Annotated in this window: 22 protein-coding genes; 20 read left to right on the top strand and 2 right to left on the bottom strand. The window is 50.0% G+C overall.

The window, feature by feature from the left end:
- The first annotated feature begins 9 nt into the window (after positions 1-9).
- From NYE29_RS04745 to NYE29_RS04720, 6 genes are all read left to right on the top strand, one after another.
- On the top strand, positions 10-1,470 hold the full coding sequence (locus NYE29_RS04745) for a 3' terminal RNA ribose 2'-O-methyltransferase Hen1 (RefSeq protein ID WP_340894639.1): 1,461 nt from the start codon (positions 10-12) through the stop codon (positions 1,468-1,470).
- Positions 1,467-4,082: a polynucleotide kinase-phosphatase gene (locus NYE29_RS04740; protein ID WP_076110311.1), complete on the top strand. Its 2,616-nt coding sequence runs from the start codon at positions 1,467-1,469 to the stop codon at positions 4,080-4,082. The genes NYE29_RS04745 and NYE29_RS04740 overlap by 4 nt, the downstream gene beginning before the upstream one ends.
- 59 nt (positions 4,083-4,141) lie before the next feature.
- A complete protein-coding gene (locus tag NYE29_RS04735) occupies positions 4,142-4,708 on the top strand; it encodes an RNA 2'-phosphotransferase (RefSeq protein ID WP_076110310.1) in 567 nt (188 codons plus the stop codon).
- Positions 4,709-4,739: 31 nt separating this feature from the next.
- Complete coding sequence (locus tag NYE29_RS04730; protein ID WP_340894637.1) at positions 4,740-5,258, top strand: mismatch-specific DNA-glycosylase; 519 nt, start codon at positions 4,740-4,742, stop codon at positions 5,256-5,258.
- A 649-nt stretch (positions 5,259-5,907) separates the two neighbouring features.
- Positions 5,908-6,381, top strand: a complete 474-nt coding sequence (locus tag NYE29_RS04725; protein ID WP_076110022.1) for a MarR family transcriptional regulator — start codon at positions 5,908-5,910, stop codon at positions 6,379-6,381.
- A gap of 153 nt (positions 6,382-6,534) precedes the next feature.
- The gene (locus NYE29_RS04720) at positions 6,535-7,770 is read left to right on the top strand and encodes an MFS transporter (RefSeq protein ID WP_076110021.1); all 1,236 of its coding nucleotides are present in this window, start codon (positions 6,535-6,537) and stop codon (positions 7,768-7,770) included.
- Between the two features lie 145 nt (positions 7,771-7,915).
- Here NYE29_RS04720 and NYE29_RS04715 read toward each other — a convergent pair whose 3' ends face one another.
- Complete coding sequence (locus NYE29_RS04715; RefSeq protein ID WP_179091714.1) at positions 7,916-8,875, bottom strand: MraY family glycosyltransferase; 960 nt, start codon at positions 8,873-8,875, stop codon at positions 7,916-7,918.
- Between the two features lie 96 nt (positions 8,876-8,971).
- Between NYE29_RS04715 and NYE29_RS04710 the strand changes: the two genes are divergently transcribed.
- Positions 8,972-9,655 (top strand): YjjG family noncanonical pyrimidine nucleotidase, encoded by a 684-nt coding sequence (locus NYE29_RS04710; RefSeq protein WP_076110020.1) that lies wholly within the window; start codon positions 8,972-8,974, stop codon positions 9,653-9,655.
- A 100-nt stretch (positions 9,656-9,755) separates the two neighbouring features.
- Positions 9,756-10,469, top strand: coding sequence for a hypothetical protein (locus tag NYE29_RS04705; RefSeq protein WP_340894636.1), 714 nt, complete (start codon positions 9,756-9,758; stop codon positions 10,467-10,469).
- Positions 10,470-10,578: 109 nt separating this feature from the next.
- Here the strand turns inward: NYE29_RS04705 and NYE29_RS04700 are convergent, their stop codons facing one another.
- Positions 10,579-11,562 (bottom strand): ring-cleaving dioxygenase, encoded by a 984-nt coding sequence (locus NYE29_RS04700; protein ID WP_076110018.1) that lies wholly within the window; start codon positions 11,560-11,562, stop codon positions 10,579-10,581.
- 200 nt (positions 11,563-11,762) lie between these two features.
- Between NYE29_RS04700 and NYE29_RS04695 the strand changes: the two genes are divergently transcribed.
- The 12 genes from NYE29_RS04695 (at position 11,763) to NYE29_RS04640 (ending at position 22,075) form a co-directional block, all read left to right on the top strand.
- Positions 11,763-12,569, top strand: coding sequence for an AAC(3) family N-acetyltransferase (locus NYE29_RS04695; protein WP_340894634.1), 807 nt, complete (start codon positions 11,763-11,765; stop codon positions 12,567-12,569).
- 148 nt (positions 12,570-12,717) lie between these two features.
- Positions 12,718-12,864: a hypothetical protein gene (locus NYE29_RS04690; protein ID WP_156130815.1), complete on the top strand. Its 147-nt coding sequence runs from the start codon at positions 12,718-12,720 to the stop codon at positions 12,862-12,864.
- A gap of 164 nt (positions 12,865-13,028) precedes the next feature.
- Positions 13,029-13,166, top strand: a complete 138-nt coding sequence (locus NYE29_RS04685; RefSeq protein ID WP_340894631.1) for a hypothetical protein — start codon at positions 13,029-13,031, stop codon at positions 13,164-13,166.
- 635 nt (positions 13,167-13,801) lie between these two features.
- Entirely contained in the window at positions 13,802-14,968 is a 1,167-nt protein-coding gene (gene ltrA / locus NYE29_RS04680) for a group II intron reverse transcriptase/maturase (protein WP_340894630.1), read from the top strand.
- A gap of 366 nt (positions 14,969-15,334) precedes the next feature.
- Complete coding sequence (locus NYE29_RS04675) at positions 15,335-15,580, top strand: hypothetical protein (protein ID WP_340894629.1); 246 nt, start codon at positions 15,335-15,337, stop codon at positions 15,578-15,580.
- Between the two features lie 126 nt (positions 15,581-15,706).
- Positions 15,707-17,125, top strand: a complete 1,419-nt coding sequence (locus NYE29_RS04670) for an RtcB family protein (protein WP_340894628.1) — start codon at positions 15,707-15,709, stop codon at positions 17,123-17,125.
- Positions 17,126-17,325: 200 nt separating this feature from the next.
- Positions 17,326-17,526 carry a hypothetical protein gene (locus tag NYE29_RS04665; protein WP_340894627.1) on the top strand — a complete coding sequence of 67 codons (201 nt, stop codon included), beginning with the start codon at positions 17,326-17,328 and terminating at the stop codon, positions 17,524-17,526.
- Positions 17,527-17,627: 101 nt separating this feature from the next.
- On the top strand, positions 17,628-18,743 hold the full coding sequence (locus NYE29_RS04660) for a slipin family protein (RefSeq protein WP_340894626.1): 1,116 nt from the start codon (positions 17,628-17,630) through the stop codon (positions 18,741-18,743).
- Positions 18,744-18,951: 208 nt separating this feature from the next.
- Positions 18,952-19,884, top strand: a complete 933-nt coding sequence (locus NYE29_RS04655; protein WP_340894625.1) for a manganese-dependent inorganic pyrophosphatase — start codon at positions 18,952-18,954, stop codon at positions 19,882-19,884.
- 226 nt (positions 19,885-20,110) lie between these two features.
- Positions 20,111-20,683: a copper amine oxidase gene (locus NYE29_RS04650; RefSeq protein ID WP_340894622.1), complete on the top strand. Its 573-nt coding sequence runs from the start codon at positions 20,111-20,113 to the stop codon at positions 20,681-20,683.
- A 153-nt stretch (positions 20,684-20,836) separates the two neighbouring features.
- The gene (locus NYE29_RS04645; RefSeq protein ID WP_340894621.1) at positions 20,837-21,274 is read left to right on the top strand and encodes an RrF2 family transcriptional regulator; all 438 of its coding nucleotides are present in this window, start codon (positions 20,837-20,839) and stop codon (positions 21,272-21,274) included.
- A 153-nt stretch (positions 21,275-21,427) separates the two neighbouring features.
- Complete coding sequence (locus NYE29_RS04640; RefSeq protein ID WP_076110011.1) at positions 21,428-22,075, top strand: nitroreductase family protein; 648 nt, start codon at positions 21,428-21,430, stop codon at positions 22,073-22,075.
- Positions 22,076-22,213: the final 138 nt, after the last annotated feature.

Here is a 22,213-nt window from a genome sequence, read left to right as displayed (position 1 = left end):
ATCAACCTTATGCATTTAATCATCAAGGCGACAGGAACAGGAGCAGGAATGCTCTCTCATCTGCTCGCTAAAAACCCGAATAATCTGTATGACCGGATTGAAAAAGAAGCCAGAGTGCGTATTGTGTTCACAGTCTCTTCCGAAGAAGAGACGGAGGCGGTCATCTATGTAACACCCGACCCAATTGAGCTGGTGAAGGGTTCTTCCTCCGCACACAACGACATCACGCAATATATCAATGACCGTGAATTTGTAACCAGCAGTCTGTTCTGCACCTATATCCGTCCCGCACTGGGTACTGCATTGAACGGCAAACCGAAAGAAGCGTATCTGCCCTGGGTAGGCCAACGCCTTGCACTCGAGCTTTCTTTTGGACCTGTAGCCTCCAATTTGCCTGACCGTACACTTGAAGAGTTGTTCACTGCGCTTGGTTATGAAGTGGTGCTGGAGCGGGGAGAGGCGGAGTATTCCTTTGACCTCAAGAACCGCAGTTCTGTCCGTTATATTAAACTAAAAGGATTTCAGACACTCCAGACTGCCTTGCAGCAGCTTTTTGTGCTCATTCCCGCATTGGATGATTACAAGCATTACTATATCAGTGAGGATGAGGTTGATAAAATCAGGCGTTATGGCGAAGGCTGGCTTCAGGATCATCCTCAGCGAGCGCTGATTCTGAAACGGACGCTGCGTTTCGCTGGGGTAATTAAGCAGTTCGAGGCGCTGGAGGGCCGCACTCAGAATTCCGGCGGAGCTTTTGTTGATGAAAATGAAAAGGAAGCTGCTGTTAAAGGTTCAATGGATGCGCCAAATGCTTTACCTGATCAATCCTTCGAATCCGAGGCTCCAGAAGAGCCGAAAGTCCGGTTGAATGATTTGCGTTACGCAGCTATTGCCGCTACCGTTGAAGCTTTGCAAGCTAAAGCCAGTATTGTTGACTTCGGCTCGGGGGAAGGCAAGCTCTCTGCCATACTCGCCAACGTGCCTGGTGTCCGTGATATTAAAGCAGTTGAGCCCTCTGCCACAGCTCAGTTGAGAGCCATGGACCGGTTCGCCAAGCTGGAAGGCAGGCAAGGAACTATCGTGCCTAAGCCGGTAACCGGATCCCTGTTCTATTTCGATGAGTCGCTGCGGAACAAGGATGTAATGATTCTTTGTGAGGTAATTGAGCATATCGATGAGCACCGGCTGGCGCGGGTGATGGAGACTGTTTTCGCCGAATATGGTCCAAAGACCCTGATTATAACTACCCCGAATAAGGAATACAACGAGGTGTACGAGATGGAGCAGGAAGAGATGCGTCATGGCGACCATCGTTTTGAATGGGGGAGAGAAGCATTTTCCGCCTGGTGTTCCCGCTGGACGACAGCCTTTGGTTACTCTGCGGAGCTGAAGGGGATAGGCGAATACATGGAAGGCTTCGGTTGCCCGACGCAGATAGCCATATTTACGAAGGAGGAAACATCACAATGATAGAGAGACAGGAAGGGCAGCGGGTCATTCCGTTTCCTCATGGAGGCATCGTCGTACTGGTGGGGCCTTCCGGCAGCGGCAAAACGACTCTGCTCCGCAGATTGGTGCAAGAAGGCATATTGTTGCAGACAGAGATCGTCTCTTCCGACGATTACCGCTCATTAGTGGGTGATATCGATTTTATTGATTGGAAGGGCCATCCCCGTGAAGAAGCGGATATTCTGTATGGCGATTATCAATTGCTGTCGAAACTGGCCTTTGAAGCGATGAACACAATGATATCCATGCGCTGCCGGATGGGGAAGCTGACGGTGGTGGATGCCACACATTTGCTGCCCGAATACCGTAAGAAATATATAGAGATGGCAGCAGATTATGATCTGCCCTGTACGGCCTGGGTGCTCGATCTGCCGGAACAGATCCTGCTTGAACGGGATAAGGGACGTGAATTGCCTCGCGGCAGGCAGCGGGTCAAGGCGCAATTTAGCCAATTCAAGCGTTCGCTAAGAGGGCTGCGCGATGAAGGCTTTGATTTCACATATATGTTGAAAGAAACGGAAAGTGTGCAGTTTGTCCGCAAGCAGAATGAATTGCTGATTGAAATGGGTGCAGGGATTGATGTGATCGGCGACATTCACGGCTGTTACGATGAGTTGTTGGAACTGCTTGATCAGCTGGGCTATATCGCTGATGAGAGCGGATTGTACCGCCATCCTGAAGGCAGAGAACTAATCTCTGTAGGTGATGTAATGAGCCGTGGTCCCAACTCACTGGATGCACTGAGATTCTGGAAGCGGCACAGCGACGCCGGAATCTCACGTATGGTCGACAGCAACCATGGCTGGAAGATTGCCCGGTATCTTGGGGGGCGCAAGGTTACCTTAAGCCATGGCGATGAGAAGTTTGCCGCCGAGCTGGAGCAGTATGCGCTGGCAGAGGGTGAGGCTGCGGCTAGTAAACTTAGAGAAGAGTTGAAGCAGTTCCTGCTCTCCGCCCCCAGTCATCTGGTGTATGGACGGGGTGGTATACGGCGGATGGTTGTTGCCCATGCCGGAATCCGCGATGAGTTTATCGGCAGGCAGTCGAAACGGATTCAGGACTTTTGCCGCTACGGTGATACAGAAGGAAGTGAGGGGAAGGGCACTCCTGTACGCAAGGAATGGTATGTGCAGCATGACTCCGGTGAGCTGATTGTCTGGGGGCATGATCCGAGACCTTACCCTACTCTGGTTAAGAATACGGTCAACATTGATCAAGGCGCAGTCTTTGGCGGCTCGTTGACGGCTTACCGGTATCCTGAACAGCAGTTTGTTGCTGTCAAGGCGCACAGAGATTACGCCCAGGACCCGGACAGCCCGCTGATCCGCTGGGAACGCGGCCGTTTCTCTCCGCCTAACCTGCGGAAGTTTGTGGAAGGGTACTCCGTTATGACAGCTGCCTATGGTGAACTTTCTGTGCGCGGTGAATTCGTCAAAGCAGCCATTGATACCGTCTCCCATTTTACGATTCCGCTGGAGGACCTGGTTTATATTCCTCCGACCATGAGTCCGGCTCCGGCAGTATCCGCAGATGAATCTTACCTGGAGCATCCGCGTGAGGCTTTTGCCTATTATCGCAAACAGGGTGTGGAAACAATGATCGCCGAGAAAAAGCACATGGGCAGCAGGGCTATCCTGATGCTGTTTCGCGACAAGGAAGCGGCAGTATCCTATGTGGGACGTCCCACACTGGGTACGATTTATACCCGGACGGGCCGGGCATTCTTTGACAAGGAAACGGAGTCCGAAGTACTGGCTAAGCTGAATGCCGATTTGCGGAAAGCGGATTATTTTGTCCGCCATGATACGGATCTGCTGCTGCTGGATGCCGAAATTATTCCATGGAACCTGAAGGCTCGTGAATTGATCGCTTCCCAGTATGCGCATGTCGCAGAAGCCGCCGTAATGGACCGCGGACATCTTGCGGAGAAGCTGCGAGAAGCGGAGAGTAACGGGCGCGATGTATCCGGCTGGGTACAGGAAATGGACGAGAAGCTGAGGAATGCCCGTGTATTCCGTGAAGCTTTTCAAGAATACTGCTGGGATGTCAGCGGGCTGGAAGGAATCAGGATTGCTCCTTTTCATACCTTGGCGCATAGCGGCCAGAGTTTTTTTGATCATAGCCATCTCTGGCATATGGAGAAAAACCGCGAACTTGCCGGTGTTTCTCCGCTCTTTATGGAGACTGAATACCGGACTGTCGCAAGTGAAGCCGATGAAGCTGAGGTTATCGCCTGGTGGGAAGAGATGACGGAGAATGGTCATGAGGGGATCGTGATCAAGCCGGAACTTTTCATATCACGAAATGGCAGCTCGATGATTCAGCCTGCGATCAAAGTCCGGGGACGCAAATACCTGCACATCATATATGGCATCGATTATTTGCAGCCTGACAATCTGACACGGTTAAAACTGCGCAAGACCGGCAAGAAGGAGCGGCACGCCCTGATGGAATGTGCTCTTAGCGCCGAGTCCGTGGAACGTTTTATCCGCAAAGAGCCGCTGGAGCGGATTCATGAATGTGTGCTTGCTGCTTTGGCACTGGAATCTGAGCCGGTGGATCCGCGGTTGTAAGCTATAGGGATGGAATCCCATACAAAATGATTATACAGTGATTATAAGAGGTGCAATTTATGTTAAACCATAGCGCTGAGGTTTCGCTCAGCAAATTTATGACCAAGCTGCTTCGGCATACTCCGCAGCAGTATGGACTATTTCTAGATCCGGAGGATGGTTCCTGTCTGCTGGAGGAATTGCTCGCAGTGATAAACGCAGCCCCGAAGTGGTCTCATATTACAGAAGAAGATATCCGCCAAACGGTCACGAACAGTGAGAAGCAGCGGTTCGCCATTGAGGGGGAGCGGGTCAAAGCGAGATACGGACACAGCCACACCAAAGTTGCCTATGAACCGGGAACACCGCCGTCCGTGCTCTATCATGGCACTCACCAGAATGCGCTGCCGGCGATTGTAAAAGAGGGGCTGCAGCCGATGGGCAGGCAATATGTGCATTTATCGGAGGGGCTGCATTTCGCAACTCTGGCCGGAAGCCGCAGGGGCAAGCTTGTTTTGCTCGCCGTGGATACGGTTAAGGCTGTAGAGTCTGGTGTAACCTTCTATTATGCCGGAAATGAGGTGTGGCTGGCTGAGCCGGTTCCACCCGCCTGCATAGCGCCATTAAGTGCACCGGAAGAACAATAGCACCAAATCTCCAGTACAGGAGGAATGTGATATGGAAGATGTGCCGGATCACCTGGATCACGGATTGCAGATCGTCTTCATTGGATTCAATCCAAGTCTCCGCTCGGGCGAGCTGGGGCATCATTATGCGAATCCGCGCAATAATTTCTGGCGGATTCTTGAGCAGTCAGGACTGACGCCGCGCCTCTATGATGCCTCGGAGGACGGTGAACTGCTGAAGCTCGGCTACGGCTTCACGAATATTGTAGCCCGTCCAACCCGCGGGGCCGAGGATATTACCCGCGAGGAGTATGCCGAGGGGCGGGGGTTGCTTCGTGCCAAGCTGGCGCTCTACCGGCCGGAGGTAGCCTGCTTTGTAGGCAAGGGCGTCTACACTGAATTCAGCCGTAAACCAAAAGCAGATTGGGGATTTCAGGAGCATATAGAACCGGTAGTGGATGGAGTGCGCGAGTTCGTCGCCCCGTCGTCGAGCGGACTCGTCCGGATGCCGATGCCGGAGATTGTGGCTATTTACCGGAGGTTGTATGATTTCACCCATAAGGATGACTGACTTAGAGTTTGTCTGACAGCACACGGGGAGTGAGGATGGATGGAATCGGAGGGTGGACGGTAGGAAGGATGATAGGTGGCGATATATCCCAAAAGTAAGTGTTTTAGGATAACTGTATTCTATACAACTAAATAAGAGGGTTTTGGCATGCTGTAGGCGTTAATTGTATTCCGTACAGCTATAAATGAGGATATGCGTCTGTAACGGCCTTTCTTGCGATTATAATTGCAGGAAGTGCAACTAAACGGTGACAAGAGGTGATTTCTGCCTATTTAGTTGTACGAAGTACAATTATGGGTCCAGAATCTAAGCTGAACCCCGGTCGCAGCAGTCAGCACCAACCCGGAAAGCAGCCGCAATAACCAGTGCCAACTGGCCCGCCACCGCGGGGGCAACGCAGCGCAATAAAAAAACACCCTGGAGGTTAAGGGTGTTTCAGACTGTAGACAAATAGGGTTTTGAAACGAATTATTTCTGTTTCAAAACCCTATTTGCTTTGTCAAATTCATTGTGAATCTGTTTTAAAATCACACTATATTCCCTCCATTCGTGTATTGGTTATTTAATCAATTATTTTGACAATGTTGAAATAGAAACAAAAAATACTATATTATATTGTTAATGCACTGAGCGGGTGGGAGGACAGGCCATGAACAAAGAAGAACAGGTCATAATGGGCTTCAGGGACGTATATAACAAGATGGTTTGGCTTAATAAGGATAAGATGGAAGACAGTCTTAAGGGTTATAAGTCTTCTGAAGTCCATTGCATCGAATACATTGAAAAAAATGTAGATTCCAACGTAACAAAACTTGCGGAGTCCTTTTATATGACTCGCGGTGCCATAAGTAAAATGACTAAGAAGCTCATAAAAAAAGGCCTTATCGAAAGCTACCAGAAGCAGGATAACAAGAAAGAAATCTATTTTAGGCTTACTGAGCAAGGGAAGGTAATTTATAAAATCCATGAGGACCTGCACAAAGAGTTTCAAGAGCGGGATAAAGCCATATTTGAGCAGGTAACTGAGGAACAATTTGACAGTATGCTTAGCTTCGTGGAAAAATATAGTAGGCATTTAGATGCAGAAATAAAAAAACTGGGTATAGATTTTAAGTCGGAATAACTTGGAATAATGAAAATGAAACCACAGGCAGCCGGGCTCTATTGAGAACGGGCCGCCTTTTTTTTGCTGTTTAATTTGTTGACAAGGAAACAAAACGGAGATATTATTTTGTTGACAAGGAAACGAAATAACGGCTTTTGAGGAGAGGATTTAATGTCCATATTTAGATCACACAATGAACAGAACACAGAACAAACCGTAGATAAACACGCTTTAATATTCGGTCTTATCTCTGTGTTTCTTTGCGGAATAGGCTTCAGCATCATAATGCCTGTCGTCCCATTCTTAGTGCAGACTTATACAAGCAATCCGGGAGAACAAGCTATAGTTGTTACGCTGCTGACCTCTGTTTATGCCCTCTGCGTGTTTTTTGCGGCCCCCGTACTTGGGGCTTTGAGCGACAAATATGGCCGTCGTCCCTTGCTCTTAGTATGCCTTTTGGGTTCCGCAATCGGGTACTTCATTTTTGGCATAGGCGGAGCTCTATGGGTACTATTTGCCGGGCGCATAATAGAAGGTATAACAGGCGGGAGCATAAGCACGATTTTCGCATATTTTGCAGACATCATTCCTCCAGAGCAGAGAACCAAATACTTTGGATGGGTGAGTGCGGTTGTAGGTGTAGGCACCGTAATTGGCCCAACTCTAGGCGGATTACTTGCCAAGTTTGGTTATGCTGTACCCATGTATTTTGGAGCAATAATAACTTTATTGAATGTTGTTTATGGATTCTTTTTTATGCCTGAGAGCCTTGGCAAGAATAATAGACTGAAAGAGATTACCTTTGTTAGACTGAATCCATTTACACAGCTTGCTAACCTGCTTTCCACGAAAAACTTAAAAAGGCTACTTGTCTCGGCGTTTTTACTTTGGATACCCAACGGATCTTTACAGGCGGTTTTATCCCAATTTACAATGGATACTTTCAGTTGGAAGCCTGCACTAATCGGTCTTGTGTTTTCAATTATGGGCGCCCAAGACATCGTTTCACAAGGTTTCATAATGCCAAAGCTTTTGACAAAACTTAGTGATAAACAGATAGCAGTTCTTGGAATGATTTCAGAGATTGTAGGCTACAGTCTTATTGCGCTATCTGCTTTGTTCTCACTCTATCCTCTTTTTATCGCTGGCATGTTTATATTTGGTTTTGGTGATTCGATCTTTGGGCCTTCATTTAATGGGATGCTCTCCAAGTCTGCCGATTCTAGTGAACAAGGAAGGATTCAAGGGGGGAGCCAATCTATTCAGGCTTTAGCAAGAATGATTGGGCCTGTCATTGGAGGTCAAATCTATGTATCACTTGGGTCTGCCGCACCCGCTTTTATGGGTATGATCCTTATAGCAGCGGCAATACCAGTTTTATATAAGAGAACGCAGGTGAATATGTAAAAAACATAAAATAATAGGGTTTCAGAACTCAGGGACAAGTTCTGAAACCCTATTGGTCTACAGTCTGAAACACCCTGCATGTTTAAGGGTGTTTTTCTTATTTTCGTGCTCAGGCAAACCCGGCGGTTTGAGTATAAGCCGTCTGTTAAGTCTCGATCAGCAACAGGATGATCGAGGACAGCGACAGGCACACGCTGACCAGATAAAGCACGGCAACAACCTGCTTCTGGTTAAGACCGGCCTTGAGCAGGCGGTAATGCACCTGGGTGGCGTCGGCCTGATAGATCGATTTGCCTTGAATGAAGCGTTTGACGACGACAAAGATATTATCAAAAATCGGCACGCCAAGCGCTAAAATCGGGATGAACAACGACAGCACCGTTGCCTGCTTGAACGCGCCGTCCAGCGCAATCACGGCCAGAATGAAGCCGAGGAAGGTGGCGCCTGCGTCGCCCATGAAGATTTTGGCTGGTGCCTTGTTGTAGCGCAGATAGGCAAGTGTAACTCCGACGAGAGCAATGGCCATGATTGCGGAAGTAGATTGCCCTTTGGTCACAGCGACAATAAACAGAGTGACTGCCGAAATGGCCGTGAGTCCCCCGGCTAATCCATCCATGCCGTCAGAGAAGTTAATGACAGTAGTTACGCCGAAGATCCAGATAATCGTCAGCACGAACTGCAGAATAACCGGCAGGGAGATGTAATCCCCGGAGAACGGATTAATGAACCCGGTAAAGGCATTACCGGAGAGAAAAACAAGGATCGCCGCTGCAATCTGTACGATAAACTTGGGCAGTGCCGGGAAATCCTTGCCCTTGGTTTTGTACCAGTCATCAATGGTGCCTATAGTCAGCAGCAGCACACCGCCGATGAACAGGGCTAGTGTCTCCAGTGAGAAGTCACGGGCAAACAGCAGATATGTAATGAAAAATCCGATAAATATGGCATAGCTGGCTGTCAGAGGGATGGGCTCCCTATGTATTTTGCGTTCGACATCCTGACGGGGCTTGTCCACAAAATCAAGCCGGAAAGCCAGTTTGCTAAGCGGAGGAATCAGCCAATAGACGATGAAAAATGACACCAGAAACGATAAAACGTATAAAATGACAATCACCACCGTTGATTTTTTTAAGCAGGTCTGTCTAAATTATATCGCAGAAGCAGATCGTTTGTCGACGAAACATAAAACTGGAGGGGAATTATGAAATACGAGGTTATTTTATTTGATGCCGATGATACGCTGTTTGACTATGGAATGGCGGAAGGACAGGCTTTTCTAAATGTGTTTGCCCATTTCGGGCTGCCGGCGGGGGCGGAGGAATATGCGGCCAGCTACCGCGAGATCAATCAGGCGCTGTGGAAGGATCTGGAGCAGGGGCTGATTACCTCGGCAGCGCTCAGGGTGGAACGGTTCAACCGGTTGTTTGCGCGCCACAAGCTCGAATACAGTCCGGAGGCCTTCAGCGAAGTCTACTTGCGTTTTTTGGGTGAGGGGACCTATTTGATTCAGGGGGCGGTGGAACTGTGCGGCGAGCTCACCGGCTGCAGACTTGCGATTATCACGAATGGAATCAAAGATGTGCAGTTGTCCAGAATTCAAGGTTCGCCACTCTGCAATACGTTTGAGCAGATTATTATTTCCGAGGAGGCAGGCTCGCAGAAGCCGGAGCCCGGGATTTTCGATTATGCTTTTGCCAAACTTGGGATTACGGATAAGGGAAAAGTATTGATTGTGGGCGATTCTTTGACATCGGATATCCAGGGCGGAATGAATTACGGGATCGACACCTGCTGGTTCAATCCGTTGGAGAAAGCCAATGAAGCGGGGATTAAGCCTACATATGAAATCCGGGATCTGTCCGAGCTTCTTGGAATTATCGCCTGAAGTTGGAGACTTAGCAGGTTGAAAAGCTCTCCCGGTGTTAAATAGTATTAAGACGCAAAATTCAATTTCACATCATTCTAATATACGGGAGAGGATTGCTATGAATAAAAAATGGCTGATTGCCACAATTGTAGCCGGCATGGCCGTAACCGGTTCTGCTGGCGTATACGCAGGAAGTAAATTGCAGCAGATCAAGGCTTACTTGAATCATGGACTCGGTATTGTTGTGGACGGAACTCCCTACTGGCTGAAGGATGCCAACGGCAAAACCTTGGCTCCAATCACCTATGAGGGGACGACGTATTTGCCGATCCGCTCCATCGCAGATGCCCTGGACGTGCCTGTTGCCTATGATGCGGTTAATTCCAAAGTGAGAATCGGCAGCGGGGCCGAAACTGGAGCAGCGTCAGGAAGCACTGGCAGCTCTGGAAGCACCGGAGGTACTGCGGGTTCCGGGAACTCCGGCAGCGGCACAAGTACTCCGGCGGCGGGTGTGAAGCGGCCTGCTAATCTGCCGAAGGATTTTCCGATTCCGGCAGATGCCGTGGTTACAACAACTTTGGATACGGATTCGGGCGGAGTCATGAAGGCCTCCTTTACTTATATGACCCAGGAGACATTGGCTACGATGGGGTTCGTGTATAGTGAATATGCCCGGATTAAACGGTCGGAAAATGCATCAGAGACGGTAACTGCAACAACTGTGAAGATTACCGGCAAACTGGGCGGAATCAGCCCGGTCTCCATCTCAGGCCGACCTTCTACAGCACAGCCCGGCTATAACGTTTTCACCGTTACCTGGTCGGAAATCTAAATATCCAGCTGTAGAATTCAGCAGTATGAACAAAGCCGCATTCACAGAGAATGCGGCTTTGTTATATAAGAGGCGTGCCTCAGTATTTAAAAACTAACAGACAGCCGGCTTAAGATTGCTGGCGGGTATCAAGCGGCTTCAGATGAGCTTCAATCTGTGCGCGCTTCGATTCCAAAAACGGCGGCAGGGCAAGCGATTCACCCAGATGCTCAAGCGGTTCGTCCGTGGCAAAGCCCGGACCGTCCGTAGCCAGCTCGAACAATATGCCATTAGGCTCGCGGAAGTAGAGGGAGCGGAAGTAGAAGCGGTCAACGAACCCGGAATTGGGCAGCTGTACTGTGCGGATGCGCTCGATCCATTGCTTTAATTCCTCTTCGTTGTCCACGCGGAAGGCCACATGGTGTACACCGCCCCGTCCGAGATGTTCCTGGGGAAGGTCATTGCGTTCCTCCAAATGCACCTCTGTGCCGGAACCGCCTTCTCCGGTTTCATATACAATGATGTCCGGCTGCCCGGCTGCGGGCGAAGGATAGCTGCCTTTGCGGCGGAAGCCAAGCAGATCTTCCAGCACCAAGGCAGTGTGTTCCGCTGTTTCAACGGTTAAATGTGCGGGGCCCAGACCGACAATGGCATGCTCTGCCGGAACAGGACTCTTGTCCCAGGGCTTGCCGCCGGGCACGCCCTGATTGTTCTCGTCCGAGACCAGATTGAAACGCTGTCCCTCAGGATCACGGAAGGCCAATGTCTTGCGGCCGCCCCGCTCAGTGATTTCATCATGCTCTACGCTGAACTCGGTTAAACGCTGTTTCCAATAATCAAGCGCCTTATCATCCGGCACACGCAGTGAAAGGGCAGAGATGCTGTTATTGCCGTCACGGTTGCGTCCAGCATTCGGAAGCTCGAAGAAAGTCAATTCTGTCCCCGGATTGCCCAGCTCATCCCCGTAGAACAAATGATACACGGAGATGTCATCTTGGTTTACGGTCTTTTTAATCAGGCGCAGACCAAGCACTTCGGTATAAAATTTGAAATTTTCCGGTGCTTTCTTTGTAATCGCGGATACGTGGTGAAGTCCTTTTAATGTTAAACTCATGGTATATTACCTCCTGTTAGTTGACTAAGCATGTATTGGAATCGTTCGGTTCATATGGAAATCGGATAGAACACAACGGCGAGTATACAGATTTGAACTTTTGTGAATATTATTAAGTTACTATAATTTTATCAGTTAATAACCTAATTTGCAATAGAGGATTTATGATCTGTACAATTTCGTGAAGGAGAGAAGCAAAAATGCACACCAAAACAGGCTTGTTTGAACAGTTGAAGGCACTTGAAATCAACCCGTCGGGGACACTGCTCGTTCATTCTTCGTTAAAAAGCATCGGTGAGGTGCAGGGAGGTGCAGACACGGTACTGGATGTGCTCAGTGAGTATATGAAGGACGGGCTGCTTGTGCTGCCGACACACACCTGGTCGTATATTAATGCCACTAATCCGCGATTTGATGTATTAAACTCCCCTGTCTGCGTCGGGATTTTGCCGGAATTGTTCCGCCGCCGTCCGGGAGTGATCCGTTCCTGGCATCCGACCCATTCCGTGGCCGCCCTGGGCAAGGATGCGCAGGCGTTCATTGCCGGAGAGGAAAGCCGGGATACGCCTTGCTCACGGGATTCAGTCTATGGTAAGCTGCTCGACCGCAAAGCCGACATTATGCTGCTTGGCGTCGATTTACGGCGGAATACGTTCATCCATGGCATCGAGGAATGGGTGGATATTCCCGGCAGAATGACCGATGACCATGAGCTGCTCTACACGGTTACGCCCGAAGGCGAAGAAATCGCCGTTCCTTCCCGCAGACATTGCGGACTGTCCTGGTCGCAGCATTTTTGGAAGGTGGAGCAGGTGCTTCAAGCGGGCGGTGCTTTACGCAAGGGCAGCTTTGGGGATGCCGTGGCAATGATCTGCGGCACAGTAGAAACAACTGAAATCCTAAGCCGGATGCTGGCTGTGAATCCCGATCTCTTCTCGGATAACGAACCGCTGAACGGCGAAGCAGTGCCAGAGGCGCTGCCGAAGACCAAGCGTCAGATCCCTTGATGACTGCATAGTGGCTGAAAAACCTTTGTCTGTGGATTTCAACCGCGATCTTAAGTTCAAACTATATAGCAGTTGACATCATCTGGAATAACATGGTAAGCTGGCAACAAATTTACGGGTCGGAATGGGCCAGGGGGGTGCAGGAACAATGATGATACTCAATCGCTTTGAACAGAATGATCAAACAGGCTTCAGCGAGAGAATTCTATCCGGTGATGAGCCATCATTTGTCTCCTATAGTGACGATACGATTGTATTGCGCAGCTCCCCCTTGCTCGGCAGTATGCAGGCATAACCTGCAACTGTGCACAGAGTTTTTGGGAACCCAGGCTGCGTATCTCGCAGCCTTTTTCTTGTGCGCCTCACAGTCGCACCATCTAGGTGGTTCAAATCCACCCGGTAACTTTACCCTTTAAAGTGCCGTAGCCGAAGTAGACGTCCGGCAACCTGAGTTGTTGGATGGGCAGGGTGTCTCTCGCGAGGGGGAATCCGAAGGGCCTGCAGGCAAAGTCCAGCCCGGAATGCAGTGAACCAGAGGTGGCGGCGATGCTGGGTGACCCGCCAAGAAAACGGGGAAACCTATACGGAATCGTATAGCTTACAGGAAAACAAACAAAGGGATATGACCTGTAAGTCTCATCGACGTGATTAGGGTCAGGATGGATGGAACAGAAGATGCAGATAACTGAGGGAAGTCTCGTAGTCTCCTTGGCGCAAACGCGGACAAGGTAGGGGAGGTATAACCGAAAGGGAAAGCCAAGCCGAAGGGCTACGAGATGGCGGATCGTTCCGTAGTAGTGAGTAAGTCCGGGCCAATGAAAGCTGGTAACAGACTGGAGGAGAAAACCCGGATGAGTATGCGCCTGGAATTTTTTTTTTCTGGAAGACAAACGCCAGAAAAAAAAGTGGTGTCGCATAACCTGCTCTTACTTCAAAAGAGGAGAGACAGAGGCCAAGGGAACGTGCTTCGTCAAAGACTGTGAGTGTTCGTGAGTGGAGATCGTAAGCGCCTAAACCAACGAGCGTTTGACCAAGAGGGTGCGTCCCGCCGAGAGCGAAAGAGCGCTTGGGGATACAGGCAAACGGGCGACCTGAGTACATCTCTAGGCAGCAGGAGCGATTGATTTTTTTTTCTAACACGCAGTTGCTCGGATGGAACAAGCAAGGAATCGATCCTCTGTAGCGGAAACAAGACCAGCTTGGTGAGTAGCGGTAAAGGTGGTGAAACACCAATGAAACCCAAAAGACGTTACTATTCCTTAATCGATAAAGTGTACCAAATGAACAATCTGTACGAAGCTTGGCTATCGGTGAAGAAGAATCAGGGAAAAGGTGGAATCGATGGCGTTAGCATCGGGATGTACGAGAAGAAGGTGAGCACGAATCTAAGGGAACTCCAAAGGTTATTGCAGCAAGGGCGTTACTTCCCCGATCCGGTGAGACGGCATTACATCGAGAAAGAAAATGGGAAGTTAAGGCCGCTAGGCATTCCCACGATCCGAGATCGCGTATGTCAGCAAGCCGTACGTCAAATTATCGAGCCCATCTTTGAACAGGATTTTTATTACTATAGTTTTGGCTTCCGGGCAGGATACTCGGCGCATCAAGCCATACGAACAATTCAGCGGGCCAAACGTACCGGATATGAACACGTAGTAGACCTGGATATTGTATCTTTCTTCGATGAAATCCCACACGAAGGACTCATGGAGAAGGTACGAGAGAGAATCACCGACGGAAAAGTGCTGACGCTCATTCGCGGATGGCTGACGGCGGGAGTCATGGAAGATGATCAGTTCCATGAAACGGAAATCGGGTCTCCACAGGGCGGGGTCATCTCGCCGCTGCTGGCAAACATCTATCTGAACACGTTTGACTGGGGAATGAAGGAGCAGGGATTTGCCGTAGTCAGATATGCGGACGATGCAGTGATCCTATGCAAGACGAAGGAGCAGGCAAAAGAGGCGTATCTGGCAGCAAAGAAGATACTGGAAGAAGACCTGCGACTGCGGATGCACCCGGAGAAAACAAAAGTAGTGGATTTCGAAGAAGGATTTCGTTTTCTGGGATTCGACTTCCGGAAAGAGTATGTGACCTTGCCGGAGGCGAAAGTGAAGAAATATAAGGATAAAATCCGAAACGCAACCCGTAGGCAGCAAGGAAACAACCTGAACGAAATGCTCAAGAAGTTAAACGAAATCACCCGAGGGTTTGGAAATTATTTCGGTATAGGGAATGTGAAGAAAAAGTTTCAACGTCTGGATGAATGGACGCGAATGAGGGTGCGAGCCTTTATGCGCCAAAAGAAATCTACGGTGTCAAACCGGCTGATTCCAAACAAAGTACTGGAATCGGCGGGGATGGTATTTCTAACAAGTTTACTCACCACACGTTCCTAATTCAGGAGTGAAATAGGCAATTCGGCGACGGATGAAGGAAACTCACTCCTGAAGATGGGGAACTGACGAAGGAAAGCCGTGTGCGGGAAATCCGCATGCACGGTTTGACGGGGAGTCCGAGGGAGTAATCCCTCGTCTTACCCTACTGGCCTTTTGACGGCTGGGGGAAGAGGCGGAGGGACGCAGTCTTTTTGTAAATATAAAATTTTATATGCTTCACGCTATAAATTATCCTTCTATTTCTCGCTGAAACGGATACCGTCCTTTTGTGGAAGGCAAAGCCGTTTCCACTTGTGTATGAGCTAGCTTACCCTAAATTTAAGCATTCCAGCACGGTTGAACCCATTCGTGAAAGGAGAGAGAACCATGAACGCAAAGATGAGTTGGCATGAACAATTTATAAAAAAACAGAGTCAGGAAAAGAAACAGGAGCAACCGCTACAGCTATCGCAGCCGCAGGATCCCGCCTGCCCGCTATATGCTGTTCATCGAGATGAGCGTTATGTTTACTTGTCCGGCGGCATCTATCTTCCCGGTATCTCTCCTGCGAGGCGTAAGGCAAGGGGGATTCCGATTGCAGAGCGCAGCATGGCTGCGCCGCTGCAGCTATGAGGAACAAGAGCTGAGGCTGCCGGATTACGCTGGATTTTGCTGCTCCTGAAGAGGACGGCGAACCGCGTGAACCGGCAGTTTTTTATTTTGGGGTCGAAAAAACTTTACGTTCAGGAGGAGAATGAAATGAATTGGAACAGCAAAACCCATGGCGGCAATCATTATGAGCTGGAGCTTCCGCACGGAGCGCTGCATGTGTTCGCCAACAAGGAAATTTACGGATCGTTTGAAGACAAAATCTTTGAGATGGCTGATAACAACCTGCAGATTCCGCGCAATAAGTATATGGGTTACACCCCCGATGCGCATGTGGGCGTAGGAACCTGCATCGGCACCACGGCAGTCTGGAATATGAAGGACGGTATGGTCTCCCCTTCGATTGTCGGCGTGGATATCGGCTGCGGGATGCGGGTACACACCACACCGCTGCTCAAGAAGGATTTGCAGGACAAAGCGGTCCGCCGCAAGCTGATTGAAGCGATTGAAAAGTATGTGCCGACGAACGAGCGCGTCAACAGCAACTATGCCGACATCGACATTATGGAGGTTGTGCGGAACGGCCTAAATGGCCTGCCCGATAAATATATTCCTTCGCCGCAGTGGATCACGCATGTGGAGGAAAGTAATTTCCGCTATGACCATGCGGCGCTGGAGCAGCTGCCGCCCAAAATCCGCAAGAATGCCCACGGACAGCTTGGCACACTGGGCAGCGGCAACCACTTTTGTGAGATTCAATATCTGGAGATTGCTGAGGAGCATAAGGAGCTGGCGGCGAAGTGGGGGCTGTTTGACGGCGGGGTTGTCGTGATGATTCATTCCGGCTCCCGGGCCTGGGGCGCAACGGTGGGCCGGGAGCATACGAAAACCATTAAGGAAGCGATGCATCTGTGGGGCGTAAGTAATCCTGATCCGAACCTGAATTACGCGCCGATCAGCAGCCGGGAAGGGCAGGCCTACCTGAACCTGATGTACTCTGCGCTGAATTTTGCCGTAACCAACCGGCATATGATCGCTTTCGGGGTGCAGGAAGCTTTCCGGGAACTGTATGGGCCGCAGTTTGAAATGCCGGTGTTGTATGACCTGATGCATAACTACGCGCTGAAGGAGTTCCACCGCGGCCAGCCGATGCTGGTGCACCGTAAAGGGGCAACCCGTGCGCTGCCGCTGGGCCATTTCCTTAACACACCTGTGTATAAGGACACAGGACATCCCGCACTGATTCCCGGCTCCATGAGTACCTCCTCGTACATCATGCTCGGGCGGGAGGAAGGCTTGAAGAACTTCTACTCCATTTGCCACGGCGCGGGAAGAGTGCGCTCCAGAAGAGCTACCCGGCTGGCAGTGACAGTTGATGAGTTCAGCCAGTCGCTGAAGGTGGGCACGGAGGAGGAGATCATCGTCAACCACCGTTCCCTGGAGACGATTCTGGATGAATGCCCGCAGGCCTATAAGGATGTGGACCAGATCATCGACAGCATTACGGGGGCGGATTTAGCCGATGTGGTCGCGAAGTGCAAGCCGATGGCTGTGATTAAAGGAATTTAGCTTTATTAATGAGGTACTTACAAATTATAATAGATTTGGGTATTTACGATCTGCGTGCTTAGCGGGGATTTCTGATGATCCCGCAGTGCCCGCCATTGTATGGCCGGGTATACTGCAGAGCAGATCCGGGACTTATCCTCCTTCGGGGTTCGAATCCCCATCGCCTTTTAAGCGACTTTGGTAAAATTTGAGCATTGCACATGAGTAGACCTTTGCCGGAGATTCTCGGCCTGTCCTTCGGGCAGGCGCCGGAAGCGCTGCTATGCAGCCGGCGGATACCGGAGCCGGGAACGGGCACGGATAGACGGTCAGGACACTACATTACCTTCAGGCTGCAGGCAGGCCTCAAGATGTTATGCCGTGAACCTTTCCTTCGAGAACTTGCCTCTCCCGCTCCTTAAGACCGGCTCCGCGGCCGCAACCGGGAGAATCTCTTTGCCGGGGTCGACGGTCAGAGGAACCGCCTCAAGTCAGAGAATCAAGGCGGATTCGGGAGGAACTAATGTTAAATAAAATCACGATTGCTGCCGATGAACGCGGACTATTGTTCAAGAAAGGCAGCTACGACAAATATTTAGAGCACGGTACATACTGGTTGACAGGCTTTACGGATCAGAAAATCGAAAAGTTGAAATTAAGCGAGCCGTTCAGCGTCCCGGGCAAAGCGTTGAAAGTTTTCATGCAGGACGAAGCGCTGCTGCGTGACCTGGAGATTGTGAACGTAACGGATTATGAATATGTGCTGCATTATGAGGACGAAAGATTCCGAACCTTGCTTCCTCCCGGCCAGCATGCTTTCTGGACGAAGCTCAGCACGCACCGGTTCATCCGCGCCGATAGCCGCCAGCCGGAGATTCCGGCGGAGATTGACCGCTCCATCCTGCCGTGTTTTCCATATGCGATTCAGAGCTTTGAGGTAGCCGCACATGAAATCGGCATTCTTTATTTCAATAACATGCTGCAGCGGGAGCTGCCTCCGGGCAAATATGATTTCTGGAGAGGTCCGGTGAAGGTGGCGGTAAAAACCGTTGACCTGCGCCAGCAGCAAATGGATATGACCGGTCAGGAGATGCTGACAGAGGATAAGGTTAGCCTCAGGCTCAATTTTGTCTGCCAGTATTCGATTGTGAATCCGCAGCGGACGCTGGCGATCAAATCGGTGGAGGAACAAATGTATATCAGCCTGCAGCTGGTGCTCCGTGAATACGTCGGCAGCCTGAAGCTTGATGATTTGCTGCGGATGAAGCAGGAGGTGGGGGCTTTTGTACTCTCCCGGCTGCAGGAGCAGAGTGAAGGGTATGGTGTACAGTTCCACTCCGCCGGAGTGAAGGATATTATTCTGCCGGGAGAGATCAAGGATATTCTCAATACCGTGCTGCTGGCAGAGAAGAAGGCACAGGCCAATCTGATCACCCGGCGTGAAGAAACAGCCTCCACGCGAAGTCTGCTGAACACGGCAAAGCTGATGGACGAGAACAAAACGCTATACCGTCTGAAGGAGCTTGAGTTTCTGGAGAAAATCAGTGAGCGGATCGGCAATGTCTCTTTGGTCGGCGGAGGTACGCTGGCGGAAAGGCTCGGCCAGCTGCTGATCCATGACGGTGACGGGAAGCAGTAGTACGGCGTTTTTATTCTGCATTTTCATTTCCCTGACTGCCGGATAACCTGCCAGCGGACTTTTTTCGTAGGCGGGTTATTCTTGTATAAGCATATAATTTATAAGCATAAATGGTGGCCTCAAATTTAAGTTCTGCTGCACAATCTGGCTAGTCCCTATCAATGTATGGTATATTATTCTCACAAAAAACAAAGTAAGGAGATTGGAAATGGAAAAAACATTGATCTTTGGACACAAAAATCCGGATACGGATACGATTTGTTCAGCAATTGCTTATGCGGCACTGAAAAAAGAACTGGGCTGGGATGCCGAGCCGGTTCGTCTGGGAGAAGTAAGCGGCGAGACGCAATTTGCGCTCGATCAATTTGGAGTGGCAGCTCCGCGTCTGGTAGAGAATGTGGCAGGCGAAGCTAAACAGGTCATTCTGGTTGACCATAATGAACGGCAGCAAAGCGCAAATGATATTGATCAGGTGCGGGTTGTTGAGGTTATCGACCATCACCGGATCGCCAACTTTGAAACGGCTCATCCGCTGTACTACCGTGCCGAGCCGGTTGGCTGCACAGCAACAATCCTGAACAAGCTGTACAAAGAAAACGGAGTAGCGATTCCGAAGGAAATCGCCGGTCTGATGTTGTCCGCCATTATTTCCGATTCTTTGCTGTTCAAATCGCCAACCTGCACCGGAGAAGATGTGGCAGCTGCGCGTGAGCTGGCTGAAATTGCCGGTGTGGATGCAGACAGCTATGGACTTTCCATGCTTAAAGCTGGAGCAGACCTCAGCGACAAGAGCATTGCACAACTGATTTCCCTGGATGCCAAGGAATTCAAAATGGGTGAATACAAAGTGGAAATTGCCCAGGTAAATGCGGTGGACGTGAACGATGTGCTCTCCAAGCAGGTAGAGCTGGAAGCCGCGCTGAATACGATCATTGCTGACAAAGGACTTGATCTGTTCCTGTTCGTTGTTACAGATATCCTGAACAACGATTCCGTAGGTTTGGCTCTGGGCCGCGTTGCAGGTGCTGTAGAGCAGGCTTATAATGTAAAGCTGGAAGATAACAAAGCCATTCTGAAGGGTGTAGTTTCCCGCAAATCGCAAATCGTGCCAGTGCTTACTGAAACGATTGCCAAGCTGTAACAACAATTGCATGGAAGACTGGACGTTGTCCTGTTCCTAATCATATGATTTCAGAGAAACCGGCTGTGCCATCCTTAACAGGACGGGTGCAGCCGGTTTTTTTAGCAATGCACATCTGCCGCCGTTTGGATCTACCAAATGTTCGGCTATACTGTTTTCTAATATTATGCAACTAATTGCCCTCTGAAGGGTATAAACAGCATAGTCATAGAGAGGGGGAGCAAGAATGGGGAAGATGAAAAAGAGGGTTTTGGCAGCACTTTGTGTAACGATGATTTCAGGCGGAACCATGCTTTATGCCGCGCCCGGCAAACCGGATATAGCGGTCTATTTGAACAATGTGCTGCAAAAACAAGCTGGATTATCAGTTGAAGGAGAGACCTATCTGCCGGCCCAGCAGCTGGTTGGGGGGCTGCAGGCGCTTATGTTCTGGGACGAATCCGCCAAGGCTGTCCGTGTCTATAAGCCGAATGTTAACATAGCGTTGCTTGATGATCAGGGGAAGATCTTTGGAAAGGTCAGAAGTGGTGTCAGCAACAAATTTTCGGTCTTGGTGCAGGTGGACAGCCTGAAGACCGATATATCGGATTTGAAAATAATCATCAGCGATCCGGAGGGTAAAACAGAAAATATTGATGCCGCATCGGTCAAGGACAAGAAGGACAGCTTCTGGTTCAAATCCGCTGAATTCTCCAGCACCTTTAATGCAAAGGGAAACTATAAGATCCAGGTGTATTTGAAGGATACTACTTCCAAGGAATGGGCGGTTGTTTCTGAAATCCAAATCTCTACAATCTAAACGAAACGTACGGATATCCAGGAATTTCCGGTTCCGCGAACGGCCAAGCTCTCCCGAGATCGTATTGCGATGCCGGCAGGGCTTTCTCTTTGCCAAAATTGGGGATGGGCTCTATACTAAGCTTACATGAATGTGGCGAAAGGAGCGGGAATAATGACAAAAACGCGAAACAGCGGAGCTCTTCAATATAAATCGTTTGGACTGGTATTGCAGGCGCTTGTGATCCTGGCGAAAAAAGGCGACACCTGTTCAAGCTGCGAGATCGCCGAGCTTCTCTCGTCGGAGGCAACGCTGTTGAGACGCACGATGGCGAAGCTGACCAGAGAGCATATTCTGGTGACCCGGGAAGGCAGGGATGGCGGATATTTGCTGAACCGTGCCCCGGAGGAGCTGACGCTTGCGGAAATATACCTGGCGCTGGAAGTGGGGGAATCCCGCAATAAAGCGGTAAAAGATACGATGTGCATCAATGCTTTTGGAGAGCAGATGAAGGCGGCCTGCGGAGATGTTTTGGAGGAAATGGATCGCAGTGTGCTTAACGTGCTGGAGCAGTATACGCTTGCCGATATGGTGCGCAAAGCAGGTTATTGACAGGATTCATTTATTTGAATTATACTGTGCATATTAAAATACAGTTAAACGCATCATGATGAGTTGCCGCAGGGAGAGTATTTTTTTTTGCTTTTAACTGTGTGTTAATAAACACAGAATATAAACCGGATTAGGAAGAGGAGGAGTAGTGTGATGTCAACGGAATTGAAAACGGAAGTGGAATTTAACAAGGTGATCCGCGAACGGCATTCGGTGCGTAAATATGATCCATCCTGGAAGATTTCCGAGGAGGAGATCAAGGAGATTCTTGGAGAGGCGGTTCTTGCGCCATCCTCCTCCAATCTGCAGCCATGGCGGTTCATCGTCATTACGGATCAGGAGCTGAAGGCACAGCTGCTCCCTATCGCCAACAACCAGCAGCAGACGGTAGAAGCTTCTGCCGTTATCGCCGTGCTTGGCGATTCCGAGGCATACCGCAATGCAGAGGCTATTTACGAATACGCGGAGGCTGCCGGATATGTGACTCCGGAGGTGGGAGCTGCCATGGCGAAGAGAAGCCGGGATGGATATTCCAGCATGCCGGTTGAGGTGCTGAACAACATCGCGCGTGTTGACGGCGGCCTGGTATCCATGCAGCTTATGCTTGCAGCCAAAGCGAAAGGCTATGACACTGTGCCTATGGGCGGCTTCAACCCCGATGGCTTCAGAGCGCTTTTCCAGATCCCTGAGCGTTATACAACAGTGATGCTGATTGCTCTGGGCAAGGCAGCGGTGGAAGGACGGCCAACCGTCAGATTGCCGCTGGAGCAGGTTACCCATTGGAACGGATTTCAGGGTTAAATAGCTTCACCTGTCAAGGGAAGCAGGGGCTGGTCAGCGGAAGCTGGCCGGTTTTTTTGTTTTGCGGTGCTTTCTGCTAAAATATTGTTAGCAGATGCTTTCGAGGCCAGTTTTGTTCGAAGCAGATCTATGAAGGAA

Source organism: Paenibacillus sp. FSL M7-1046, from assembly GCF_038007405.1.
GTDB lineage: Bacteria > Bacillota > Bacilli > Paenibacillales > Paenibacillaceae > Paenibacillus_AQ.
Note: the sequence above shows the minus strand (reverse complement) of the source record. Positions and strands in the feature narration are given on the sequence as shown.